The sequence below is a fragment of the Microcystis sp. M53602_WE12 genome (assembly GCF_030065455.1).
GTDB lineage: Bacteria > Cyanobacteriota > Cyanobacteriia > Cyanobacteriales > Microcystaceae > Microcystis > Microcystis aeruginosa.
Genome location: NZ_JASJFB010000507.1, coordinates 1 through 1,350, shown reverse-complemented (window position 1 = coordinate 1,350; position 1,350 = coordinate 1). Strand labels below are relative to the sequence as shown.

Annotated in this window: 2 protein-coding genes; both read left to right on the top strand. The window is 42.9% G+C overall.

The genetic code is table 11. The features are described from left to right. Positions 1-199 precede the first annotated feature (199 nt). Entirely contained in the window at positions 200-1,060 is an 861-nt protein-coding gene (locus PX482_RS16685; protein ID WP_012265384.1) for a fructosamine kinase family protein, read from the top strand. 35 nt (positions 1,061-1,095) lie between these two features. Continuing rightward, positions 1,096-1,227, top strand: a complete 132-nt coding sequence (locus PX482_RS16680) for a hypothetical protein (protein ID WP_288024994.1) — start codon at positions 1,096-1,098, stop codon at positions 1,225-1,227. The last annotated feature ends 123 nt before the right edge of the window (positions 1,228-1,350 follow it).

Sequence of the window (1,350 nt, the reverse complement as noted above, 5' to 3'; positions counted from 1 at the left end):
GCTCTAGATAAAAAATAATTGACAAAAATCGCCAAATGCCTTTCTATATAAGGGTTCCATCCCTTATAACCCCCGTCCATTGCATAACAAAAACCGAAGAACCTAATTAACTTACATCTGATAACTAAATAACTAATTAACTTAAAACTTACATCTGATAACTGATAACTGATAACTGATAACTGATAACTGATAAACCATGTGGACTCAAATTGCTCGACATATTACCCAAACCACGGAAAAACCTTTTGAAATTGAGAAAAGTCATCCCGTTAGTGGTGGCTGCATCAATCAGGGTTATGCGGTCAGTGGCAATGGTTTAATTTATTTCGTTAAGATTAACCAAGCGAACCAAGAGGCCATGTTTGCCGCCGAAGCTTTAGGATTAAAGCAAATTCACGCTACCAAGACTATCAGGGTTCCGGAGCCAATTTGTTGGGGAATTGCCGAGAAATCTAGTTATTTAGTGCTAGAGTGGCTAGAATTCGGCGGTGGCAATAGTCAAAGCTGGGAAAAAATGGGGCAAAATTTAGCTCGTTTACATCAAGTTTCCCTGTCCGATCGCTTTGGTTGGCAGTGTAATAATACCATTGGTTCTACTCCCCAGATCAATACCGTTAGTAACAGTTGGGCGGATTTTTTCGCTCATCAGCGTATTGGCTATCAATTAAGACTTGCGAAGGAGCGCGGCGGCAATTTTCCCGACGAGGATCAAGTTATTCCCGCTATTAGCGAGATTTTGAGTCAGCATCAACCCCATCCCTCCCTCGTCCATGGTGATTTGTGGTCGGGAAATGCGGCCATTACCGTCGATGGGGAACCGGTAATTTTAGACCCGGCCACCTATTGGGGAGACCGGGAGGTAGATTTAGCCATGACGGAACTTTTTGGCGGTTTTCCGGCGGCTTTTTATCGGGGTTATAACGATGTTTTCCCCCTCGATGCTGGTTATCAACAGCGCAAAACTCTTTACAATCTCTACCATATTCTCAATCACTTTAATTTATTTGGTGGTGGTTACGCTTCCCAGGCCAATCGGATGTTACAGGAAATTCTTTAAGGGTTTTACTTGTGAATATTTACCGAGGATAAATTATGTCTGTTCGAGAAACTACTGTGATTGAAACTCCAGAGACAAAAGTATGGACTGATGCAGAATTTATGGCGTTACCTGACGATGGTAATCGTTACGAATTGGTCAAGGGAGAGTTAATTAGGGTTTGCTGAAAAAGTTTTTCCTAGGGGCAGGGTGTAGGGTGTGGGGTGTGGGGTGTGGGGTTTTACCGATTTTGAGGGGGTCAATTACCTAATTTTCAGGGAAAAAGTCCCTGAATTTCCCCCTGATCACTC